Genomic DNA, 19,330 nt, shown 5'->3' on the forward strand with positions numbered 1-19,330 from the left:
AGAAAATAGACTTTATGAGAGTAGTGCAGTTGTTGCTTTTTTTTATAATAACATTTAATTCAAATTCACAAACTATTGATGAATTTGAAAAGATATTAATTGAGAAATTCCCCAATAAAGATACAATAAATGAAGAAGACTGGGTATATTATAAAGACGAAAGTTCAATTACTGAAATAGAATTAGAAATTTATGTTGATAAAAAAATTAATACATATTTAGTGAAAATGTATACTATGGTATGTTTTAATTTTGAAGAGATAGATTGTGTTTTTACATTTGATAAAGAAAAAAATGAAATTGAGTTTGTTCCTGAAATCTGGTACTCAGGCTTAAAGAAAGATTTTTACAATAACCTTATTGGATATGATTTAAAAAGTAATAATCGAATTTTTGAATTCATTAAAGGTTTTGAAAAGCTACTGAAAATTAACAATTCAGAGTTAGATTTAAAGATAGAAAACATATATTTTGAAAACGGAAGAACAACCTTTTATTTGGTCGAGAATGCAAATAATAAAAAAGAAAAGTCAATTCGAAATATTATAGTTTTGAATCATCCCAAGGAAAAATTAAGTAGTTTGAATATACTAAATCCTGCAAATAATCATTTTTATAAAATAGAGTAATACTTCATAAAACCATTAAAAATGCAATTCAGATGAATTGCATTTTTTTATGCTAAAAAATTTCAAAATCTATGACCTAAATTTACTACATTTGCACCTTTAAAAAATACATTAAATGACTTTACATCAAATTCTTACAGGCCAGATTCAAGACGCTATTCATCAACTTTTCAATTTGGATATTGAAACAATTGAATTTCAAGCGACTAGGAAGGAATTTGAAGGTGATGTAACGATGGTTGTTTTTCCTTTAGTAAAGATTTTAAAAGGAAATCCAGTTGAAATTGGAACTAAAATTGGAACATTTTTAGTTGATAAAAATGACTTCATAAGTCGTTTTAATGTCGTTGGTGGTTTTTTAAATTTAGTAATTTCAGATGATTTTTATATAAATTTCTTCAATTCTATCAAAAATAAAGAAGATTTTGGATTTGTAAAACCAGATGAAAATGCAAAAGCGATTATGGTGGAATATTCTTCACCAAATACCAATAAACCTTTACATTTAGGTCATATTCGTAATATTTTATTAGGTTATTCTGTTTCAGAAATCATCAAAGCTTCAGGAAAAAAAGCATACAAAACCCAAATCATAAACGATAGAGGAATTCACATTTGTAAGTCCATGTTGGCTTGGCAAAAATATGGTGAAGGAAAAACTCCAGCTTCGACAGGTTTAAAAGGAGACAAATTAGTTGGGAATTTCTATGTTGAATTTGACAAAAATTATAAGAAAGAAATTGCTGAATTAATAGCAAAAGGAAAAACTGAAGAGGAAGCTAAAAAATTGGCACCATCAATAGTTGAAGCACAACAAATGCTACAAAAATGGGAAGCTGGAGATGAGGAAGTTGTAGCCCTTTGGAAAAAAATGAACCAATGGGTGTATGATGGTTTTGAAGAAACCTACAAAAATCTTGGTGTTAATTTTGATAGTTATTATTATGAAAGCAATACCTATCTTTTAGGAAAAGAAGTAGTTCAATTTGGCTTAGAAAAAGGCATTTTCGAAAAAGATCCAGATGGTTCAGTTTGGATTGATTTAACAGAAGATGGTTTAGATAGAAAAATCGTACTTCGTTCTGATGGAACAGCGGTTTATATGACGCAAGATATTGGAACTGCTATTCAACGTGTGAAAGACAATCCAGATGTTGGAGGAATGGTTTATACGGTTGGAAACGAGCAAGATTATCACTTTAAAGTATTGTTCTTAATCTTAAAGAAATTAGGTTTTGAATGGGCAGAAAATCTATATCATTTATCTTATGGAATGGTAGAATTGCCTTCTGGAAAAATGAAATCTCGTGAAGGAACAGTGGTTGATGCAGACGATTTAATGGCAGAAATGACTTCAACAGCTCAAAAAATTTCTGAAGATTTAGGAAAATTAGACGGTTATTCGGAAGAAGAAAAAGCTAGTTTATACGAAACTATTGGAATGGGTGCTTTGAAATATTATATGTTAAAAGTTGACCCTAAGAAACAAATGTTGTTCAATCCAGAAGAATCGGTTGATTTTGCTGGAAATACAGGACCATTTATTCAATATACTTATGCTCGTATTCAATCGATTTTAAGAAAAGCTGATTTTGATTATTCAAAAAATGTAACGATTGATTTGCATGAAAAAGAAAAAGAATTAATCAAACAAGTTCAGTTATATCCTGATGTAATTCAAAATGCTGCTGCTAATTATAGTCCAGCTTTGATTGCTAATTATACGTATGAATTGGTTAAAGAATTCAATTCGTTTTACCAACAAGTATCTATTTTAGGAGAAACCGATTTGGATAAAAAAATATTCAGAGTTCAATTGTCTAAAACAGTTGGAAATACTATAAAGTCAGCTTTTAAATTATTAGGAATTCAAGTTCCTGAACGAATGTAATTCATCTTCTACAAGTGGAAACTAATAAAAATTATTTTTTTCAAGCTTTTCTTTTGCTGATAATTTCGGCTGGAGCTTTTATTGCTTTTAAAACGGTTTTGCCCAAAAAGTTACTGGAACAAACTAAATTAGAATCAAAAAATGTAGTAATTGATAGTTTGCTTTTAGATGCTATTGAAGAAGATGCCAATGTTGAAAATGATGAATTAGTTGATGAAAAAGATACATTAATCAAAAAAGTTATTACTTATAAACCCAATCCAAAATCGGGTGTAAAATATACCTCAGAGAATTTTGAAAATTACAAAGGCTACCAACATATCATTCCTTTTTACGAAAAATTACAACAACTTGAAGCTACAAAATCAGGAAATGTTCGTATTGCTTATTTTGGGGATTCCATGAATGATGGTGATATGATTGTGCAAGATATTCGTAGACTTTTTCAAGATCAATTTGGTGGTCAAGGTGTTGGTTTTGTGAATATTACTTCAGAATCTGCCAATTCAAGAGCCACTCTAAAACACGAATTTTCAAACAACTGGAAAACTCAATCCTATTTAAAAGTCAAAAAACCAATTCGCTCTTTTGGAGTAAATGGTCATGTTTTCTTTGCAAATGATACGTTGAATCCAACTTGGGTAAAATATAAAGCTAGTAATTACAAGTATTTAACACAATTAGATAATCCTACATTGTATTATGGAAATTCTACAAACAAAGAAGCTATGATTTCTTATGTTGTTGGAAAAGATACAATTTACAAAAAACTAAATGGAGATAATCAACTGAACACATTGAAATTAGCGGATCATTTAAAAAGTGTAAAAGTAAATTTCATTAATGCAGAAAATGTGCCTATTTATGGCTTCAATTTTGATGATGGAAAAGGAGTTCATGTAGATAACTTTTCTAATAGAGGAAACTCTGGATTGCCTATTTCGATTTTTAATGTTGGAATGATGCAAGCTTTTAACAACAAATTAGATTATGATTTAGTTGTTTTGCATTATGGAACAAACGTGTTGAATTATGGTTCTTACGATTATTCTTGGTATGAAAAAAGAATGACCAAAGTTGTAGAGCACATCAAACAATGTTTTCCAGGAGTTGCCGTTTTAATTGTGTCAACTGCAGATAAATCGACTAAATATGATTTAGAAATGAAAACGGATTCAGCAGTTGTGCCTTTAGCTATGGCTCAAAAGAAATACGCTGTAAAATCGGAAGCTGGTTTTGTAAATTTATATACTTTGATGGGTGGAAATGGTTCCATGGTTCATTGGGTTGAAGATATTCCTGCAAGAGCCAATAAAGATTATACCCATTTTAATTATACTGGTTCTAAAGAAATTGCTAAACTGATTTACAAAGAAATTTTTGACGGTTACGTACTTTTTAAAACTTTAAACAAAGGATACATTGTTCCAAAACGAAAAAATGATAGTGTTTACACCAAAATTGATACGACAAATGAATAAATACCTAGTTTTTATTATGGTGTTAGTTTCTCAATTTTGTTTTTCACAAGAAACAGATTCATTGGATGTAGAAGTTGATTCTATTTATATTTCTCAAGATTCTTTAATTTTTGGAGAATATACCAATAGAATTTTAAACGATAAAGCCATTAGTAAATCGCTTCAAGCGTTGGATGCACTTTCAAATAAACAAAATAAAAAATTACGCATTGTTCATATAGGAGATTCTCATATTCAAGCTGATATTTTGACTGATTATATGAGACAAAATCTTCAAAATAAATTTGGAAATGCTGGTTTAGGATTTGCTTTTCCTTATAAAATGGCAAAAACAAACGGTTCTTTGTTGGCCAAATTATCTTCAGATATTTCATTTGAGAATTATAGAAATGTTAAACCGCTTGATTCTTTACCTGTTGGTTTAAGTGGAATTGCTTTTTATACCAATAAAAAAGATTTTTCTATAGAATTGAATGTAAGAGATGATTACAAATTTAATTCCATACGAATTATTACACCAAACAATCAAAATTCATTTTTTGTTGCCAACACTTTTGAAGTAAAAAATGAAATTATTCAAACCGAAGTTCCTAAAGAAGTTCCAAAAAAAATCACAGGTTACACGACCAAAAAAACGAATAAAACAATAAATCATAAAATCAAAAAAGGAGAAGTTTTATCTATAATTGCCAATAAATACGATATAAGTGTTAGTCAAATCAAAAAGGCTAATAACTTAAAATCAGATAAAATTAATTATGGAAAAACGTTAAAAATTCCAACAATAGTTACAGAAAGAATTCCTATTGAAGAACCAGACACCAATGATGTTGCTTCAGTTGAGTATGAAATTATTACCAAAGAAGTTAATACTAAAAAGTTTCAACCTTTAAGTCAGATGTCTTTTCCAATGTCACATGATTATTATAATCAAGTAGCAATGGATAAAATTTTCATTATTCCAAATACAGAATATAATGAATTCGCTTTAAACGGAATTGTATTAGAAAACGACAAACCTGGAGTTGTTTATAGTGCTATTGGAGTAAATGGTGCAAAATGTTCTGATTTTAGTAAATATGATGCTTTTTTTCAGCAATTACCAGCTTTAGAACCCAATTTGATAGTAATTTCTTTCGGAACCAATGAAAGCTTTGATAAGTTGGAAAACGATGTGTTTATAGAACGTTTAAATCAATTGATTGACAATATTAGGTTGTTTAATTATGATGCTGAAATTTTAGTAACAACACCACAACCTTCACAATTTGGTAGAAGATATAAAAATCATTTGGTAGAACAGTATGCCAAAAGTATCATTGATCAAGCTGAAATAAAAAATTATGCTGTTTGGGATATGTACAATGATTTAGGTGGAGCCAAATATGTAAATTCAAACTACAGAAATGGTTTAATTACTTCAGATAAAGTACATTATACTTATAAAGGGTACAAAAAACAAGCAGACGATTTTTTTGAAGCATTGATGCAATCGTTAGAATATTATAAATCAGCTAAATAATTCTTGAAAACAATTCAAAACATTAACGATTGGATTATTCAAAACATAGGAGTTTTGGATATGGAAACTATCAATAGTTGGTTTACTTATAATCCAGAAAGACCTCTGTTGTTTAACAGTGCATTGTTTTTGGGATTCTTTATTGTTTTTTATTTTATTTATATTCTTACCAAAAAAACACACTACTTCAGAATCACTTATGTGGTTTTGTTTTCGTTGTTCTTTTATTATAAATGTAGTGGCATTTACTTTGGGTTATTGATATTTTCTTCGGTTTTAGATTATACTTTGGCCAAGTTAATTCATGAAGAAACGAGTAAAGGATACAGGAAATTTTATTTGGTAGTCAGTCTTCTTGTCAATTTAGGATTATTAGGTTATTTCAAATACACCAATTTCTTCATTGACAACATCAATACAATTTTAGATAGAAATTTTGCTTTTTATGATATTATTCTACCTGTAGGAATTTCATTTTATACCTTTCAAACACTAAGTTATACTATAGATGTCTACCGAAAAGAATTAGAACCTACCAAAAGTTTTATGGACTTTTTGTTTTTCGTTTCTTTCTTTCCACAGTTAGTTGCTGGTCCAATTGTTAGAGCCAAAGATTTTATTCCGCAGATTTATCAAAGAATTCAATTATCAAAAGTTGATTTTAACAATGCTTTATTTTTAATTATTGGAGGATTATTGAAGAAAGCGGTTATTTCAGATTACATTTCAATCAATTTTGTCGATAGAGTTTTTGATGCACCAAATAGTTATACGGCCTTTGAAAATTTAATGGCTTCCTATGGTTATGCAATTCAAATTTATTGTGATTTTTCTGGATATTCAGATATTGCTATTGGTTTAGCTTTGTTGATGGGCTTTTGGTTGCCACCCAACTTTAGAACACCTTATCAATCAGGTTCTATAACCGAATTTTGGAGAAGATGGCATATTTCGTTATCTACTTGGCTACGTGATTATTTATATATTTCTTTAGGAGGAAATAGGAAAGGAAATTTTAGAACATATATCAATTTATTTTTAACGATGTTACTTGGTGGTTTGTGGCATGGTGCTAGTTGGAAATTTGTTTTTTGGGGAGTTTTGCATGGTTCTGCTTTGGCTGTTGAGCGTTTCTTTGGTCAATACATCAAGTTGCCTAAAAATTATTTTGTCCGATTTTTCCAAGTGCTTTTAACCTTTCATTTTGTAGTTTTTTGTTGGTTGTTTTTTAGAGCAAAAGACTTTACAACAGCTTTTCAAATAGTTGAAAATATAGGCAATCTAACTTATAATCTTGAAAAATGGCAAACGATTATTCTTGGCTATAAAAATGTATTTATTCTTTTAGCCATAGGTTTTGTTTGGCACTTTTTACCAAATAAAGTTATTGATTTATTAAGAATAGCTTTCAATAAAACTCCATTACCATTAAAAGCCGTTCTTTTTGGCTTGTTATTTTGGTTAATTTATGCCACAGCTTCAGCTGGACCACAACCTTTTATCTATTTTCAGTTTTAATTTTTTCGACCAGCTGTATTATTTCTTCGTTTAAAAGTTATATTATAATGCTATAATTTTGATTTTCAGTTGTTAACAGTTATTAGTCAAAATAGGTTAATAAAAAATTTAACAAAAAAAACATTGTTTTAAAAAAAATAATACTTTTGAAAAAAACATATACAATTATGAGTACAAATAAAAAAATCACTAAAGTAGGAGGAAACAACGAAACGGTTTCTAATTCAGATTACACTTTTGTGCCTTCAGCTGAAAACAAGAGTAAAGCTAACCAGTTTAGAATGTTTGCAGTTCTTTTATGGTTAGGAGCTATAGTAGCACAAGTTTTTGCTATTAGAATGTTTCTTAAAGCAGTAAATACTGGAGAATCTCCTGTTAATGTTTGGGTAATTGGTTTAATCGTTTTAGATTTAATTTTGGTTTTTGCTGGTTCAGTACTTTGGAAAAAATCAAACCGATTGGATCCACCATCTGAAAAGAATAAGTTTTTATACTACATGCAAAACCAACTGGGTGTAGTGATGGCATTTGTGGCTTTTCTACCTTTAATTATTTTTATTTTAACTAATAAAAAAGTAGATGGAAAAAGTAAAGCCATTTTAGGAAGTATAGCAGGTTTAGCTTTAGTTATTGCAGGAATTGGTGGTTTTGAATCGAATATGGCTTCAGTTGAAAAATACACAGAAGAAACAAGACAAGTAGAAGATTTAACAGGCTCCAATAATGTATTTTGGACAAAATCAGGGAAAAGTTATCATTTGTATAACGATTGTGGCTATATCAATAGCAACAGAACCAATGAAATTTTTGAAGGAACAGTAGCAGCAGCTTACGAAGCTAAAAATATTACAGATTTATGTGATAGATGTGAAAACAGAGCTAAAAAAGCTAAAGATGAAATTGTTCAGCCTGTTACAGAAGGTCAATTATCAGAACCTGTTTCAAACGATTCCATAAAATAATATTTTTTAGAACTATATATAAAAAGGGATAATTTTTACAGTTATCCCTTTTTTAATTTATAAACTATAATTCAGATTGATACTCCAGCGATGATTGGCTTTTACATTGCCACCTGTTAAATTTTGATTAATAGGTAACATTGCATTAGCTCCAAAGGAAAATTTATCTTTTCCTATTTCAAAGCCTAATTTTCCCATAAAAATATCACCAGCTGTACCTCTTACTTTTTGATCAAGTTGGTAGTTGTCTTCGTAAACTTCACCTGCAATTCCAATTTGTGGAACAAAAGAAAAGTTAGAATTTTCTAACATGTAGAACAAAGTACTAGCATAATTAAACTGATTTCCAAAACGATAATTTTTTTCATTTTCTGTTTTGATTACATAATTCAGCATAGTATTTAAGCCCAATTTTTTTCTTTTGATGACATATTCAGTTGCTAAAAGATAATCCCAACTTCCTGTACCTACTTGATAACTTGGATTAACACTTCCATTATTAGCTTCATCAAATTTTCCTAGAGGCATTTTAATTCCACCACCTAATTGTAAGGTATGATATACATTTGCACTATCCTTTGTAGTTTGAAACAATGTGTACATTCCTATTATAGTTGCATCACCAATTCCCGAAATTTCTTGCTTACCAGTAGCACTTTCTCTATTGTGAAAATGGTAAGGAAGTAAAGCTGAAATTTGTATGTTTTTTACAACAGGAAATCTTGCCCAAATTTGTATGGTGTTAAAATTTTCATCGTACCAAGGTGAATTGCTATATAATCCATCATTGCTTTTATACGATTGATTAAAGTATCGTATTCCTATAAAATTAGAATTTAGCATAGAAGCAAAACCCATACTTCCACCACTAGCAGAGCAACCACAAGCATCACAATCTTCTTCAAAAAGCGTAGAATGAACCTTTAAATTTTTAAAATAATTCGGATAATATAAACTGTCATTTTCTGAAGCATTTCCAATTTGAAAGACAACAAAAAATATAAATATGTATTTTTTCATTTTTTAATATTCTGCAAACCTTCTATCAGTTAGATATTGGTTATCGGTTAATGTTTTTAGAAAAGCGATTAGTTTTGCTTTTTCAGTTGCTGTAAGCGGAATTCCTAATGTTCCTGAATTGTTTAAAATTGGATCTAAAGTTGGAGAATTTGTAACACCTGAAGAATAATGATTTAAAACCGCTTCAAGAGTAAAAAATCGACCATCATGCATATAGGGAGCTGTTTTTTCGATATTTCTTAAACTTGGAACTTTAAATTTATATTTGTCTTCATCAAGTTCTGTTACTTTATATCTTCCAATATCATTAATTGATGGATTTATAGATAAGCCATTATTTCGAAAAGAGTTGTCTGTAAATAAATCAGTAGCATGACAAGAAGCACATTTCTGATTGAATAAAGCATAACCTTCTGATTCATCTTGTGTAAAAGTTCCTCCAGATTCATTTCTTCTGAATTTATCAAATTTTGAATTAGAAGAAGTAACCATAACCATAAATTGACCTAAAGCTTTCAACATATTTTCAGAATTAATTTTTCCGTCAGCAAAAGCTTGTTTGTATAGTTTTTGATAAGATGGGTCGCTTTCCATCATTGCTATTGCATCCGAAAAATTTCCATTCATTTCAATTGGACTTGTAAAAGGAATAATGGCTTGCAAATCTAAATGAGTAGTAGCTCCATCCCACATATAAGCGGTTTGAAAAGCTAAATTTTGAATAGGAGGAGTGTTTCTTGTTCCAATTGCTTCTCCAACTCCATGACTAAAAGTGTGTCCATGATGTGTAAAAGCATTTTCTTGAATATGACAAAATCCACAAGAGACTATTCCGTCTGAAGCTAATCGTCCATCATAAAATAGTTTTTTTCCCAATTCAAAGCCTTTTTCAGTTAAGGGATTGTTTTCAAGATTATAAGCTAAATCTGGAAAATTACTTGGCACTTCAAAAGAAATAGGAATATTTTGATATTCATCTGATTCATCTTCAGAACAACTCCATAATAAACACAACATGAATAAACCTAAAAAGTATTTTTTCATCTTTTTTTTTATTTGGAAAAGCTGCTAAACTTGAAGAATAGCAGCTTTTTTGGAGATTATTTAGTCATTGTGAACATGATGAACTTCAAACATGTTGGATAGGTTAGTAGTAACCAAAGCCAGTTTATTGCCACCCATTACCATTGGTCCATCACTTAAAGCGATTTTATTTGTACCATCAATTATGTGTTTTAAATCGGCCATAATATGAATTTGTGGTGTAATTGTAGTTCTAACTAAAGCATTTTCTGGTAAATCTAATGTAATTGTAGTATAATTATAATCTGTACCAGTTTGACCTGTATGTACCATGAATTGAGTATCCGTAGTAACTGTCGAAGAAGTAAATGTACCTTCTAAAGCTAAAAATTTATAACCAGCACTCCATGACCACATCATTCCAGCATCTTGAGCTTGTGTTAAAAAATTGCCTTGTCCTGTAGCACCAAGATTAAATTGCTCTTGATCTACACCAATTCCGTAAGAAATTTTAGTATAATTTCCAGCAGGAATGTTAGTTAATTCGATTAAAGTTGAAGCTGGAGTAAATTCGTCAACTATATAATAACTTTCGTTTTTTGGAATAGTATAAGTTGAACCATCTTCTTTAGTTAAAACAATATTGCTGACAATATATTTTATGTTGTTAACCTTGACAACTTCACCATTTGAATTTGTGTAAGGAGTATTTGCTGCAAAATCAGCATCATTATAAATTTGGTCAAACTCTACTTTAAGATTTCCGTTTCCAGTCACTTGATTTGTTGAATCATCATCATTTGAACATGATACAAGAGCTAGAGTTGCAACCATTGCGATTGCGATATTTTTGAATTGAAATTTCATTTTATTTTAATATTAATTTATAGATATAGAATTTGTTACTTGAAAAATATTTTCAAATAAGTAGACATAAAAGTCTTGTTGAATTATAAATAAAACAACAGTGTTGCTATTTAAATTAACATGAAAATGTGGGTGGATGAAAAACAGAAGTAGTAACTTCTGAAAAATATAAATTTTGATAAAATGAATTGGATTCATTGGTTTCAAAATTTAAAATAGTAGTTGCATTATAATTTGAAATAGATTCGCAAAAAAGTACCTCAATTTCAAATTTAAAGGTTTGTTTTTTATCTGAATTTAATGGTTTTTCACTTTCTGATGCTTTGGCTAATTCTTTAGCTAAATGACATTTACCATTACATTTTAATTGAGGTTTATCAATGTTTTCACAAAGCTTTGTGGAAATGTAATCATAATTTATAACGTAATCAACTACCGGAAGCACTGGTTTGATTAGCATTAATGTTATAATTATGAAAACTAATTTTTTCAAGAATGAAATAATTTTGGATTGCAAAGATACTAATTAAAATATTTGAAAATTATTTTTTTATGTTTTTTGATGTAACATTGGTTACAAATTATTGAATATCAATATTATATTTTTGTGTGGAATTAAAATTGTTTTATTAACTAATTAAGATCATTTAAAATTTTAGAATGAAAAAAATATACATTTTTCTTTTAGTACTTATTTCACAATCATTTCATGGACAAAATAATTTTCCTTATGATGTGGTTCTAACTCCTGTGACTGTTTCAGGTTTGCCAGGTTTACATTCCTATGCTTATGGACAACACAATGGAAAGTGGTTGATAATAGGTGGAAGAAAAGACGGAATTCACGCTCGTCAACCTTTTAATGCTTTTCCGGGAAGTCAAAATAATACAGATATTTATGTAGTTGATATTGCTACACAACAAACTTGGTCTGCTTCTGTAAATTCACTTCCAACAAGCATAAAAGAGCAATTACAATCTACAAATATGAATTTCTATCAAGATGGAAATGCATTATATATAATTGGAGGATATTCATTTGCAACTTCAGCTAATGATCATATAACACATGATAAATTGACAGCAGTTGATGTTTCAGGTTTGATAACTGCCATTACAACTAATGCAAGTATTTCAAGTTATTTCAAACAAATTTCTAACCCAAATTTTGCTATAACTGGAGGGCAATTAGGAAAAATTGGAAATGAATTTTATTTAGTAGGTGGTCATCGTTTTGATGGTCGATATAATCCAATGAATAATCCCACTTTTACACAAACCTATTCAAATTCAATTAGAAAATTTGAGATTTATAATTCAGGAACACAGTTGTCAATTAGTAATTATTCTTCTATAACTGATGCTGTTCATTTACACAGAAGAGATTACAACTTATTGCCACAAGTTTTTCCAAATGGAGAATTAGGATACACTATTTCTTCTGGAGTTTTTCAAATTGCAGTGGATTTGCCTTTTTTATATCCAGTTGATATTAAAGCATCAGGATATTTTCCGCAAACACAATTCAATCAATATTTGAGTAATTACCATAGTGGAAAAGCTTGTTTATATGAAGCTACTTTAAACCAGATGCACAATTTGTTTTTTGGTGGAATAAGTCAGTATTATTATCAAGCTGGAAATTTAATTCAAGATAATACGGTTCCTTTTGTGAAAACAATCAGTAGAACTACTCGAACAGTAACAGGTGATTTGTATGAATACCAATTGCCTGTGGAAATGCCCAATTTAAAAGGAGCTGGAGCCGAATTTATTCCGAATAAAAATTTACCACATTATTCAAATGAAGTCATTCAATTGTCAAATATAACTGCTAATGAATTCGTAATCGGATATTTATTTGGAGGTATTCAAAGTGCTTCACCAACTGCATTTACAAATAATCAAACAGGATTGACTTCTGCTGATCCAACAGTTTATGAAGTAAAATTGGTAAAAAACACTTCACTAAACATACAAACTATTGATGGTCAAAATCCTTTTTCGGTAATTGTATCTCCAAATCCTACTTATTCAGATACTTTAAGAGTTGAATTTGATTTGCCTTATGAAACGACAGTTAATTATATAATTTCTACTTTAGATGGGAAAATTGTTGAAGAAGGAGATATTGAAGAGATTCATAAAGGAAAAAGCGGAATGAATTTTGACGTTTCTTTGGTGAAAACGGACTTAATGATTATTACTTTTATATTTGATAACAAGTTTTATATCTCAGAAAAAGTAATAAAAAAACAATAAATATTTTAAAATAATAAAAATTTAATAGCACTAAATACAAAATTATATATATTTGTCATGTTGCTAAGCATAAAATGAATAACAATTTAAAAATAAATACAATGAAAAAAATAGTTTCTATCCTAGCTGTTGCAGCTTTTATGTTGTCAATGAATGTTAACGCTCAAGAGCCTAAGAAAAAAGCAAAAAAAGAGAAAGCTAAAACTGAAAAATCTTGCTCAACTGCTGAAAAGAAATCTTGTGGTACTGATGAAAAAGCAGGTGGATGTTGTGCTTCAAAAAAAGCAGCAGATAAAAAAGCTGAATAATTTTAGTTTAAAATTATATAATTTATGCCTCGAAATTTTCGGGGCATTTTTTTTATCAATTAACAAAAGATAATTTTATGTTTGTGTAACAAGCGTTACCTTTAAGGTGATTTACAATCTCTAAATTTGTAGTATAAAAAATTAATATCATGGATGTTGAAATATTAGCACGAATTCAGTTTGCCTTCACCATTGCCTTTCATTATATCTATCCACCTCTAAGTATTGGAATAGGTTTAATTATGGTTATTATGGAAGGTTTGTATTTAAAAACTGGAAATAAAGAATACGAAGTTCTAACTCGTTTTTGGTTGAAAATTTTCGCAATAACTTTCGGAATTGGTGTTGCAACCGGAATTATCATGGAGTTTGAATTTGGAACCAATTGGGCAGTTTATTCAAAATATGTGGGTGATATCTTCGGAAGTGCTTTAGCAGCTGAAGGACTATTTGCGTTTGGTTTAGAAAGTACTTTCTTAGGAATTCTAATTTTCGGATGGAATAGAGTTTCTCCAAAAGTACACTTCATATCTACAATTGGAGTTTTTTTAGGCTCGATGTTTTCCGCAGTATGGATTGTGGTAGCCAACAGTTGGCAACAAACACCAGCAGGTTATCATATTGTCGGAGAAGGTTTCAATGCTCGCGCAGAAGTAACCGATTTTTGGGCTATGGTTTTTAATCCATCAAGTGTCGATAGAATCATTCATGTTTGGCAAGGTGCCTTTTTAGCTGGTGCTTTTATGGTTTTGAGTGTTCATGCTTATTATATCAGAAAAGGTAGATATGTTGATTTATCTAAAAGAGCTTTTAAAATCGCATTGGTTGTGGCAACTGTAGTTTCTTTTTCACAATTGCTTTCTGGACATAGTTCGGCAGATGGTGTAGCTAAAAATCAACCTGCAAAATTAGCAGCTATGGAAGGACATTATGAAAAATCAGCTCCAGCGGATTTATATCTTTTGGGTTGGGTAGATAATGAAAATCAAAAAGTAACAGGTTTAGGATTACCTGGTGGATTATCTTTTTTAGTACACCAAGATTTTAAAGCTCCCATTACAGGATTAAATGCGTTTCCTGAAGAAGATAGGCCTAGTCAAGTAAATGCTGTTTTTCAATTTTATCATATTATGATTTCCATTGGAATGTTTTTAATTGCCTTAACGTTTTATGCTAGTTTTTTATGGTGGAAAGGCAAATTATTTGAAACCAAATGGATCATGTGGATTTTCTCGTTTTCTGTGATTTTACCACAAATTGCCAATCAAGTAGGTTGGTTTGCTGCAGAAATGGGAAGACAACCTTGGATTGTTTACGGACATTTGAGAACAAGTGAAGGTTTTTCGCAAGAAGTATCAGCCAATCAAATTGTATTTTCATTAGTATTGTTTACGGTAGTTTATTCACTATTGTTGCTTTTATTTTTATATTCCTTAAATAAAAAAATAAAACATGGACCTTATGATGAAGCTAAAAATGCATTAGAAATTATTTAAATCAAGAAACATGGAAACATTTTTAGGTATAGATTATCCAACGCTTTGGTATTTAGTAGTAGGATTATTATTTTCAGGATATGCTATTTTAGAAGGCTTTGATTATGGAGCAGGAGCATGGCATTTATTTTTTAAAAAAGATTTAAGTAGAAGAATTGCCATCAATGCCATTGGACCACTTTGGGATGCCAATCAAGTTTGGTTGATTATTGGAGGAGGAGCTTTATTTGCAGGATTTCCAGTAATGTACGCAACCATGTTATCGGCAATGTATATTCCATTTATGTTGTTTTTGATGCTGTTAGTTTTGCGTTCATCAGCTATAAAATTTAGAAGTGCTGAAGAAATGCTTTGGTGGCGAAAAACTTGGGATATCATTTACTTTGTATCCAATGTGCTAATTGCATTTTTATTAGGAGTAGTTTTAGGCAATGTATTGCAAGGTTTTGAAATAGTGGAAAATCATAGTTATCAAGGAGGAATTTTTTTAGCTTTTTTGAGTCCATATGCAATAATGACTGGATTTACAACCTTATCCATATTCATGACACAAGGAGCCATTTTTTTACTATTAAAAACAGAAGGAAGATTGCACGCTAGACTAACATTTCTATTAAAAAAAGGAATGATTTTCTTTATTGTTAGTTTTTCTATCACCTCATTATACACTTTGATTTATATTCCAGGTGTGACGGATAATTTTAAAAATAATCCAATATTTTTTATTTTACCTATATTATCATTTTTAGCAGTAGCCAATATTCCTCGATTGGTATCTAAAAAGAAGTATTTTCAAGCGTTGATTTTTTCTTCTTTAACGATGGCTTTTTTACTTATGTTGGTTGCTTTTCAGCTTTATCCTGTTTTATTACCCTCAACCATTCATCCAGACCATAGTGTAACTATTTACAATGCTGCTTCTTCTCAAAAATCATTGGGAATTATGTTAACTATAGTTTTAATTGGAAGTCCTTTGTTAGCTGGATATTTTATTTTTCTTTATAAAACATTTTATGGTAAAGTCAAGCTTGATGATACCAGTTATTAAAATTCAAAAGTGTCTTTTTTAAGGCACTTTTTTTATGTAACAAATGTAGCTGTAGAAAGTTAAGTTATAACCTACTTTTGATGTATTAAACTAATTAAGATGTCAAAAATAGTAATATTAGGTGCTGGAATTTCAGGTCATACTGCAGCAGCACATTTAAGAAGAAAATTAGGAAAAGAGCATGAAGTTCTTGTGGTTTCTCCTAATCGAAATTACCAATGGGTTCCTTCCAATATTTGGGTTGGAATTGGTAGAATGAAGGCTAAACAATTAATTTTTCCTTTAGAACCTTTATATAAAAGAAAAGGAATCGGATACAAACAAGCTAAAGTAGTTTCGTTTCATCCAGAAGGAAATAAAACAGAGCAAAAACCATTTGTGGCAGTAGAATATGTTTTTGGAGAAAAAAAAGGTACACAAGAAAATGTAACTTATGATTATTTAATCAATGCAACTGGACCAAAACTAGCTTTCGATATGACGGAAGGTTTAAATCCTGGACATAACAAAGCTTATTCCGTTTGTACTTATGATCACGCTGAACATGCTTGGCACGGATTAAAAGAACTTATTGATCAACTAAAGACTTCTGATAAAAAAGCTAAGATTTTAATTGGAACGGGTCACGCTAAAGCAACTTGTCAAGGAGCCGCTTTTGAATATATCTTAAATGTTGAAAAAGAGTTGGTCAGACATGGTGTTAGAGATAAAGTAGAAATGACATGGATTTCCAACGAAAAGGACTTAGGAGATTTCGGAATGGATGGTATGTTTATGGATTACAATGGTTTTAACATGAAATCCAAAGACATGATTGAAATGATTTTTGAAGACAGAGGCATAAAATGGATTTTAGGTGCAGGTGTTAATAAAATGGAAGATGGAATTGCTCATTATGAAAATCTAGAAGGTGAATTCAAATCTGAAGAATTTGATTTTGCGATGTTAATTCCAGCGTTTTCAGGTCACGGATTCAAAGCATACGATAAAAATGAGGCAGATATTACCGATAAATTATTCAAAGGATTTATGATAGTAGATGCAGATTATTCACCAAAACCATACGAAGAATGGACGGTTCAAGATTGGCCAGAAACCTATCAAAACCCATCTTATAAAAATATATATGCACCTGGAATTGCCTTTGCTCCACCACATTCCATTTCAAAACCAAGAAAAAGTAAAAACGGAACCGAAATTTTTCCAGCACCACCAAGAACAGGCATGCCATCAGGAATTACAGCAAAATTAGTAGCTGACAATATCATTGATTCCATTAAATTAGGTAAAGAATCTTTACATCATAAAGGTTCATTAGGAAACATGGGAGCTGCTTGTATCGCTTCTGCTGGTTTTGGAATGACAAAAGGAAGTGGTGTAAGCATTACTACATATCCTATTGTTCCTGATTATAAAAAATATCCAGAAACTGGAGGAAGAGACATTAATAAAACATTCGGAGATATAGGTTTAGCAGGGCATTGGGTGAAATTAGCCTTACATTATGCCTTTATCTACAAAGCAAAAATGAAACCTTTTTGGTGGTTAATTCCTGAATAGTGTATTAAGATTGGAGTTTTAAGTATTTAGACTGATAACTGACAAAAAAAAAATAAAAAAATGACACAAAGAATATCAAAATCACAACACGCAAAAATGCAAAATCCTATAATACAGTTTTTTAAATTTTTCTATTTAAATTTTAGAATCTTAAAAATTGTAGCTGGTGGACATGGAGGAACCAGATAACATATCATCTCCATAATGATGATAGTTTAGTTTTATTGGTTAGTATTGAGGCTGTTTATTTGAAGTAAGCAGCCTCTTTCTTTTTTATTTAGTAACTATTGTTACATCATAGTGTAACTCTTGTTACCAAACGCTCTTTTTTCTCAATGTACATTTGCTACAAATAAAAATACAACTATGAACAATAAATTAATAGTAACTTTCTTTGGAATCTTTGTCCTAGCTTTTTCAGCTTCAGCACAAGACACCATTGCTATTTCTAAGAAAGAAATTTTAGAAAAAGTAAACGATGCTAATTTACAAATCAAAATTGCAAAAGAAAATGCGGCTTCTGCAAAAGCAGATTACAATCAATCCAATTCCTTGTTTTTGCCAAGTATTTCTGCTTCTCACACTGCCATTTCTACAACCAATCCTTTGATGGCTTTTGGTTCTAAATTGAATCAAGAAATTTTAACAGCTTCCGATTTTAATCCAGCTTTGTTGAATGATCCTAATCAAACACAAAATTACGCTACTAAAATTGAAGTTTTACAGCCTTTAATTAACGTGGATGGTTTTTACGGAAGACAAGCTGCCAAATCTAAATACGAAGCTTTTCAATTGCAAACAGAACGAACTAAAGAATATCTTCAACTAGAAGTAAACAAATCTTTCATGCAATTGCAATTGGCGTATAAAGCAGTTGAAGTTTTAGAAAAAGCCAATAAAACAGCTCAAGCTAACTTGAAATTAGTGGAAAATTATGCTAAACAAGGAATGCTTCAAAAAACTGATTTACTTTCCGTTCAAGTTCGTGTGAATGAAGTTGCAAATCAGTTGCAATATGCCAAATCTAATGTGCAAAACGCATCCGATTATTTAGCTTTTTTACTGAATGAAGATAATACCAATAAAGTTTTCAAACCTATTGAAGAAATTGAAAATGGCATCGAAATTTCAGCTTTCGAACCTAAATTAATTTCCAACAGAAAAGACATTTTAGCGATGGATAAATCAGTGGAAGCTTATGGGAAAATGACACAAATGAATAAAATGAGTTTCTTACCAAGATTAAATGCTTTTGGAAGTTATGAATTATATGATACCAAAATTTTTCAAACTGAAGCCAAAGGATATACTATTGGAGCTCAACTTTCATGGAGTGTTTTTGATGGATACAAAACTATTGGAAAATACCAAAAAGCAAAAGCGGATTACGAAAAAGCCCAAACAGAAAGCCAACAATACAAAGCGCAAAGTCAGTTGGAATTAAACAAAACCAATCGTCAATTAAGTGATGCTGAAAACAAAGTTAATCTTTCCAAATTAGCTTTAGAGCAATCTCAAGAAGCTTATAGAATTAGAGCCAATCGTTTTAAAGAAGGTTTAGAAAAAACAACCGATTTATTAAATTCAGAAACCTTACAATTTCAAAAAGAACTAGAATATCTACAAGCCGTTTTTGAATACAATTTTACCAAGAAGTATTTAGAATTTTTAACCCAATAAGAAAAAAGAAACAAGAAAAAAGAAACAAGAAAAAAGAAACAAGAAGAAAGAAAAAAGAAAAAT

The 19,330-nt window shown here is 30.0% G+C and carries 17 protein-coding genes; 13 read left to right on the plus strand and 4 right to left on the minus strand.

Translation table 11 applies throughout. The features are described from left to right. The first annotated feature begins 14 nt into the window (after nt 1–14). The 6 genes from ACFO3U_RS06240 to ACFO3U_RS06265 all read left to right on the plus strand — a co-directional run bounded on the left by ACFO3U_RS06240 (nt 15) and on the right by ACFO3U_RS06265 (nt 8,003). Complete coding sequence (locus ACFO3U_RS06240; protein ID WP_379739321.1) at nt 15–629, plus strand: hypothetical protein; 615 nt, start codon at nt 15–17, stop codon at nt 627–629. Nucleotides 630–744: 115 nt separating this feature from the next. Next, on the plus strand, nt 745–2,520 hold the full coding sequence (argS, locus tag ACFO3U_RS06245) for an arginine--tRNA ligase (protein ID WP_379739324.1): 1,776 nt from the start codon (nt 745–747) through the stop codon (nt 2,518–2,520). Between the two features lie 14 nt (nt 2,521–2,534). Next, a complete protein-coding gene (locus tag ACFO3U_RS06250; protein WP_379739327.1) occupies nt 2,535–4,001 on the plus strand; it encodes an SGNH/GDSL hydrolase family protein in 1,467 nt (488 codons plus the stop codon). Continuing rightward, a complete protein-coding gene (locus ACFO3U_RS06255) occupies nt 3,994–5,523 on the plus strand; it encodes a LysM peptidoglycan-binding domain-containing protein (protein ID WP_379739329.1) in 1,530 nt (509 codons plus the stop codon). Before ACFO3U_RS06250 ends, ACFO3U_RS06255 begins: the two co-directional genes overlap by 8 nt. A 60-nt stretch (nt 5,524–5,583) precedes the next feature. Further along, entirely contained in the window at nt 5,584–7,041 is a 1,458-nt protein-coding gene (locus ACFO3U_RS06260) for an MBOAT family O-acyltransferase (RefSeq protein WP_379739902.1), read from the plus strand. 167 nt (nt 7,042–7,208) lie between these two features. Next, nucleotides 7,209–8,003, plus strand: a complete 795-nt coding sequence (locus ACFO3U_RS06265) for a hypothetical protein (RefSeq protein ID WP_379739332.1) — start codon at nt 7,209–7,211, stop codon at nt 8,001–8,003. Nucleotides 8,004–8,060: 57 nt separating this feature from the next. On the opposite strand, the gene ACFO3U_RS06270 is transcribed toward ACFO3U_RS06265, so the two are convergent. The 4 genes from ACFO3U_RS06270 to ACFO3U_RS06285 form a co-directional block, all read right to left on the minus strand. Next, the gene (locus ACFO3U_RS06270; protein ID WP_379739335.1) at nt 8,061–9,023 is read right to left on the minus strand and encodes a transporter; all 963 of its coding nucleotides are present in this window, start codon (nt 9,021–9,023) and stop codon (nt 8,061–8,063) included. A gap of 3 nt (nt 9,024–9,026) precedes the next feature. Continuing rightward, nucleotides 9,027–10,067 (minus strand): cytochrome-c peroxidase, encoded by a 1,041-nt coding sequence (locus ACFO3U_RS06275; RefSeq protein ID WP_379739339.1) that lies wholly within the window; start codon nt 10,065–10,067, stop codon nt 9,027–9,029. A gap of 60 nt (nt 10,068–10,127) precedes the next feature. Next, complete coding sequence (locus ACFO3U_RS06280; RefSeq protein ID WP_379739342.1) at nt 10,128–10,913, minus strand: MbnP family protein; 786 nt, start codon at nt 10,911–10,913, stop codon at nt 10,128–10,130. A gap of 115 nt (nt 10,914–11,028) precedes the next feature. After that, complete coding sequence (locus ACFO3U_RS06285) at nt 11,029–11,406, minus strand: hypothetical protein (RefSeq protein ID WP_379739345.1); 378 nt, start codon at nt 11,404–11,406, stop codon at nt 11,029–11,031. Nucleotides 11,407–11,573: 167 nt separating this feature from the next. On the opposite strand from ACFO3U_RS06285, the gene ACFO3U_RS06290 reads away from it, so the two are divergent. The 7 genes from ACFO3U_RS06290 (at nt 11,574) to ACFO3U_RS06320 (ending at nt 19,267) form a co-directional block, all read left to right on the plus strand. After that, a complete protein-coding gene (locus tag ACFO3U_RS06290; RefSeq protein WP_379739348.1) occupies nt 11,574–13,175 on the plus strand; it encodes a hypothetical protein in 1,602 nt (533 codons plus the stop codon). A gap of 101 nt (nt 13,176–13,276) precedes the next feature. Further along, nucleotides 13,277–13,483 (plus strand): hypothetical protein, encoded by a 207-nt coding sequence (locus ACFO3U_RS06295; RefSeq protein WP_379739351.1) that lies wholly within the window; start codon nt 13,277–13,279, stop codon nt 13,481–13,483. Between the two features lie 149 nt (nt 13,484–13,632). Then, entirely contained in the window at nt 13,633–14,979 is a 1,347-nt protein-coding gene (locus ACFO3U_RS06300) for a cytochrome ubiquinol oxidase subunit I (protein WP_379739353.1), read from the plus strand. Between the two features lie 10 nt (nt 14,980–14,989). After that, nucleotides 14,990–16,027 (plus strand): cytochrome d ubiquinol oxidase subunit II, encoded by a 1,038-nt coding sequence (gene cydB, locus ACFO3U_RS06305; RefSeq protein WP_379739355.1) that lies wholly within the window; start codon nt 14,990–14,992, stop codon nt 16,025–16,027. A 99-nt stretch (nt 16,028–16,126) separates the two neighbouring features. Further along, on the plus strand, nt 16,127–17,587 hold the full coding sequence (locus tag ACFO3U_RS06310) for an NAD(P)/FAD-dependent oxidoreductase (RefSeq protein ID WP_379739357.1): 1,461 nt from the start codon (nt 16,127–16,129) through the stop codon (nt 17,585–17,587). Between the two features lie 60 nt (nt 17,588–17,647). Continuing rightward, nucleotides 17,648–17,776, plus strand: a complete 129-nt coding sequence (locus tag ACFO3U_RS06315) for a hypothetical protein (protein WP_339833713.1) — start codon at nt 17,648–17,650, stop codon at nt 17,774–17,776. Nucleotides 17,777–17,953: 177 nt separating this feature from the next. Further along, nucleotides 17,954–19,267, plus strand: a complete 1,314-nt coding sequence (locus tag ACFO3U_RS06320) for a TolC family protein (RefSeq protein WP_379739360.1) — start codon at nt 17,954–17,956, stop codon at nt 19,265–19,267. Nucleotides 19,268–19,330: the final 63 nt, after the last annotated feature.

Origin of the sequence: Flavobacterium ponti (assembly GCF_042652765.1) — a bacterium.
Taxonomy (GTDB): Bacteria; Bacteroidota; Bacteroidia; order Flavobacteriales; family Flavobacteriaceae; genus Flavobacterium; species Flavobacterium ponti.

Coding starts and splice junctions, on each gene's coding strand:
- ACFO3U_RS06240 (WP_379739321.1), top strand. CDS start 15: ATGAGAGTAGTGCAGTTGTTGCTTTTTTTTATAATAACATTTAATTCA.
- argS (WP_379739324.1), top strand. CDS start 745: ATGACTTTACATCAAATTCTTACAGGCCAGATTCAAGACGCTATTCAT.
- ACFO3U_RS06255 (WP_379739329.1), top strand. CDS start 3,994: ATGAATAAATACCTAGTTTTTATTATGGTGTTAGTTTCTCAATTTTGT.
- ACFO3U_RS06260 (WP_379739902.1), top strand. CDS start 5,584: ATGGAAACTATCAATAGTTGGTTTACTTATAATCCAGAAAGACCTCTG.
- ACFO3U_RS06265 (WP_379739332.1), top strand. CDS start 7,209: ATGAGTACAAATAAAAAAATCACTAAAGTAGGAGGAAACAACGAAACG.
- ACFO3U_RS06270 (WP_379739335.1), bottom strand. CDS start 9,023: ATGAAAAAATACATATTTATATTTTTTGTTGTCTTTCAAATTGGAAAT.
- ACFO3U_RS06275 (WP_379739339.1), bottom strand. CDS start 10,067: ATGAAAAAATACTTTTTAGGTTTATTCATGTTGTGTTTATTATGGAGT.
- ACFO3U_RS06280 (WP_379739342.1), bottom strand. CDS start 10,913: ATGAAATTTCAATTCAAAAATATCGCAATCGCAATGGTTGCAACTCTA.
- ACFO3U_RS06290 (WP_379739348.1), top strand. CDS start 11,574: ATGAAAAAAATATACATTTTTCTTTTAGTACTTATTTCACAATCATTT.
- ACFO3U_RS06295 (WP_379739351.1), top strand. CDS start 13,277: ATGAAAAAAATAGTTTCTATCCTAGCTGTTGCAGCTTTTATGTTGTCA.
- ACFO3U_RS06300 (WP_379739353.1), top strand. CDS start 13,633: ATGGATGTTGAAATATTAGCACGAATTCAGTTTGCCTTCACCATTGCC.
- cydB (WP_379739355.1), top strand. CDS start 14,990: ATGGAAACATTTTTAGGTATAGATTATCCAACGCTTTGGTATTTAGTA.
- ACFO3U_RS06310 (WP_379739357.1), top strand. CDS start 16,127: ATGTCAAAAATAGTAATATTAGGTGCTGGAATTTCAGGTCATACTGCA.
- ACFO3U_RS06315 (WP_339833713.1), top strand. CDS start 17,648: ATGACACAAAGAATATCAAAATCACAACACGCAAAAATGCAAAATCCT.
- ACFO3U_RS06320 (WP_379739360.1), top strand. CDS start 17,954: ATGAACAATAAATTAATAGTAACTTTCTTTGGAATCTTTGTCCTAGCT.